Annotated in this window: 4 protein-coding genes; all 4 read right to left on the reverse strand. The window is 59.5% G+C overall.

The features are described from left to right. Positions 1 to 200, reverse strand: a 200-nt coding sequence (locus ABX749_RS26230; RefSeq protein ID WP_372898609.1) for a hypothetical protein, incomplete at its 3' end; no start/stop codon positions are given. Positions 201 to 285: 85 nt separating this feature from the next. Further along, positions 286 to 1,266: a dihydrodipicolinate synthase family protein gene (locus ABX749_RS26235; RefSeq protein ID WP_145218185.1), complete on the reverse strand. Its 981-nt coding sequence runs from the start codon at positions 1,264 to 1,266 to the stop codon at positions 286 to 288. A 189-nt stretch (positions 1,267 to 1,455) separates the two neighbouring features. After that, a complete protein-coding gene (locus ABX749_RS26240; protein ID WP_372898610.1) occupies positions 1,456 to 2,865 on the reverse strand; it encodes a DUF1501 domain-containing protein in 1,410 nt (469 codons plus the stop codon). 6 nt (positions 2,866 to 2,871) lie between these two features. After that, on the reverse strand, positions 2,872 to 3,569 hold a 698-nt coding region (locus tag ABX749_RS26245; protein WP_372898611.1), incomplete at its 5' end, for a DUF1553 domain-containing protein.

The raw sequence follows: 3,569 nt of genomic DNA on the forward strand, positions 1-3,569 counted from the left end.
GAAAACGCCAGGCCGCTGCTTTCGGTCAGTAACGGGGCGTCGAGTTCCAGAAACGCGTGCCCCGCCACAACGGCTTCGTTCTTCGGTTCCCAGGCGTGGATGTTCGCCGGCGTCAAACAAACAAACCCCGGTAGCCAGACTACCAGGAACGCGAAGGAACATGCGGTGGAAAATCGACGTAGCGTCGTGCGACGTTGCATGGATCAGCTTGTGGTTGTTTCCGTCTCCGATCCGACACGAGGCGATTGCCTCACCGGATGCCATTCATTTCCGGAAGCCATTAATTTACTGTGACTTGAGCTGCGACATCACCTGTTGCACGATTTTCTCGATCACTTGATTGGAAACCCGTGGCGTCGGCGCGTCGACAAATTCTTTCAACAAATCATCGATCTGCCGCTGGGCTTCGGCAATGGCTTCCTTTTGCCGCTCAGAAATCGGGACGCGTCCCGGACCGAGATCCCAACCGCGAGACCGGGCGCCGGCGCGGAACCCTTCGGGGAACTCGCTGATCGAGATCATTGCGTCGAATAGCGGCAGCAACTGGTATTGCAACTTCATCGCCTGGTCGATGTCGCCGGCAACCACGCTGCGGTGAATCGCACGAGTCAGTTCGGGGACGACACCACTGGTCGCGTTGGTCCCGCCATTGGCGCCCACCACCAGCATCGGCACCAAGGCCGCATCCCAGCCCGTCAGGAAACAAAAGTCTTCGCGGATCGGACGGATCTGCGAGATCATCCGCATCATGTTCGGCAAGTCACCCGAGCTGTCTTTGATGCCGACCACGCGAGGGCATTCCGATGCCAAACGCACCACGGTGTCGACGGAAATCGGCGACGCAAACAGGGGAATGTTGTACAGCGTCACGTCCACCGAGACGGCATCGGCGATCTCGCGGAAATACGCGTAAACGCCTTGATCGGAAAGCCGGTAGTAAAACGGGGCGACGATCGCGACCGCTCGCACGCCCATGGCACCGTAGGCTTCACACGCCGCAATCGTCTCCTTGGCATTCGCCTCGGCGGCACCGGCCAAGACCGGCACGCGGCCGGCGGTCTGGTCCACCACCACCTCGACGATCCGCCGCCGCTCTTCGGCGGTGAACCGAATGAATTCGCCCGTGCTGCCGTTGGGGTACAGCCCATCGACGCCTTTTTCGATCAACCAGTCCACGTATCGACGCAATGTGTCTTCGTCGACACGACCGTCACGATCGACAGGCGTGATGTTGGGGGTCAAGATTCCGGTGATTGGGGTGGGCATCAATACGCAGCGAATTCGAGGATGAAAATGTCTTCCGAAAGAATAGTTCAGAGCTAGAGCGTGGGGTAAGCATCTTGCTTGCCATTACGGCGGAAAACCAGGCGACCGCAAGCTGGAAGCGTACGCCACGTTCGCAAGCTGGAAGCGTACGCCACTTTCGCAAGCTGGAAGCTTACGCCACGGGGTGGGTTAGGCGAGCAGTTCTCGGACCACTCGCGCCGGTTCGACGCCGGTCAGTCGCTGATCGAGCCCCTGGAATTTCACGCTCAATCGAGTGTGATCGAACCCCAGTTGATTCAGAATCGTGGCATGCAAGTCGCGGACATGCACGCGATCACGCGTCACGTTGAAGCCGAATTCATCGCTCTCGCCCAGCGTCGTGCCCGCCTTCATCCCGCCGCCGGCCATCCACATCGTGAACGCGTTGGGGTGGTGGTCGCGACCGTCATTGCCGCCGCCCTGAACCATCGGCGTGCGTCCAAATTCGCCGCCCCAAATCACCAACGTCTCCTCCAACATCCCGCGTCGCTTCAAATCTTGAATCAACGCTGCACAGGCCTGGTCGGTGTTTTGGCAATTGGTTTTCAATCCGCCGACCAGATTGCCGTGCTGATCCCATGCTTCATGAAACAGCTGAACAAATCGAACGCCACGCTCGACCAGTCGCCGCGCCAATAAACAGTTTTTGGCAAAGGACGGTTGATCGGGATCGGCACCGTACAGGTCCAGCGTCTGCTGCGATTCCGATTGGATGTCCATCAATTCCGGCGCGGACGATTGCATGCGGTACGCCATCTCGAAGGAATTGATGCGCGTCGCGATCTCGGGATCACCGGTCAATGCCAGACGCTGCTGATTGAGTGCCGTGATCGCGTCCAACGCGTCGCGCTGCGCACGTGCGTCGACCCCCGGCGGATTGGACAGATACAGCACCGGATCACCGACGCTGCGGAGCTGCACGCCGGAATACATGGTCGGCAAAAAACCGCTGCCCCAGTTGCTGTTGCCACCACTGGGCCCCTTGCTGCCGCTGCTGAACACCACGAATCCCGGCAGGTCCTTGGACTCACTGCCCAACCCGTAGAGCGTCCAGGCACCCAGGCTGGGCTTGCCAAACAATTGCGACCCGGTGTTCATCATGATCTGCGCGGGCGCGTGGTTAAATGCGTCGGTCGTCATCGATTTCACGATCGTCAATTCATCGGCGACCTTCGCAGTGTGCGGCAGGATCTCGCTGATCTCCGCACCGCTCTCTCCGTGGCGGGCGAATTTAAATTTCGGTCCCAGCAGTTTTGAATTCGGGTCGATGAATGCCGCCCGATAACCTTTCAGTAGTTCCGCCGGCGGCAGCGTGCCGTCGAACTTGGCAAGCTGTGGCTTGTAGTCGAACAATTCCAGATGGCTGGGCGCCCCGGCCATGAACAGAAAGATCACGTTCTTGACTTTGCCGGGGAAATGCGGCTGGCGCACGGCAAGCGGATCGGCCGTCGACGCGGCACCGGATTCTTCAGCCATCAGCTGTGCGGCCGCAATCGCGCCCAACCCGACGCCACAATCTTTCAAGAACCAGCGCCGCGATCGATTCAGGTTATTCATCATCTATATCTATTCTCGTGTGATCGTTTCATCCAAGTTCAGCATCACGCGACAAACCAGCGACCAAGCCGCCAATTCCGTCGCATCCAAATCGTCCAGGGCCAGCAGCGGAGCGGAAGACAGGATGGATTCCGCGGAGAGTTCCTTCGAATCAATCCGTTCGCGTTGACGTGCCAGGTAATCAGTCAACACACGTTGTTCTGCGCCGCTCGGTGCACGTCCGACACACCGCTGGAAAGCGAACCGGATGCGTCGGCCGTCGTCGACCGATTCGTTTTCATCAGCACTATCTTCCGTAACATCACATTCACGCATCGTCTTGGCCGCCAGCGCGATCGAGCACTCCAGAAACATCGGTTCGTTGAGTGACGTGAGCGCTTGCATCGGCGTATTGGACGTGCTGCGACGGACACAGGACAGGATGCCGGGGAGGGCGTCAAAGTTTTCCAGCATCGGATAGGGGACGCTGCGAAACCGAAACGTGTACAACGCCCGCCGGTAACGCTGGTCGTCTTGGGCGACATCCCAGACCTTGGGGCCGTAGCTGACCGGCGGGGTGAACAAGAACTCCGGCGCCGGCGGGTAAACGCTCGGTCCGCCCACGTTGCGGTTGAGCAATCCGCTGGCCGACAAGGTGATGTCACGCACCGTTTCGGCGGGCACCCGAAAGCGTGCTCCCCGCGCCAACAGTCGGTTGTAAGGATCGC

The organism is Stieleria sp. (genome assembly GCF_041595215.1).
GTDB classification, from domain to species: domain Bacteria; phylum Planctomycetota; class Planctomycetia; order Pirellulales; family Pirellulaceae; genus Stieleria; species Stieleria magnilauensis.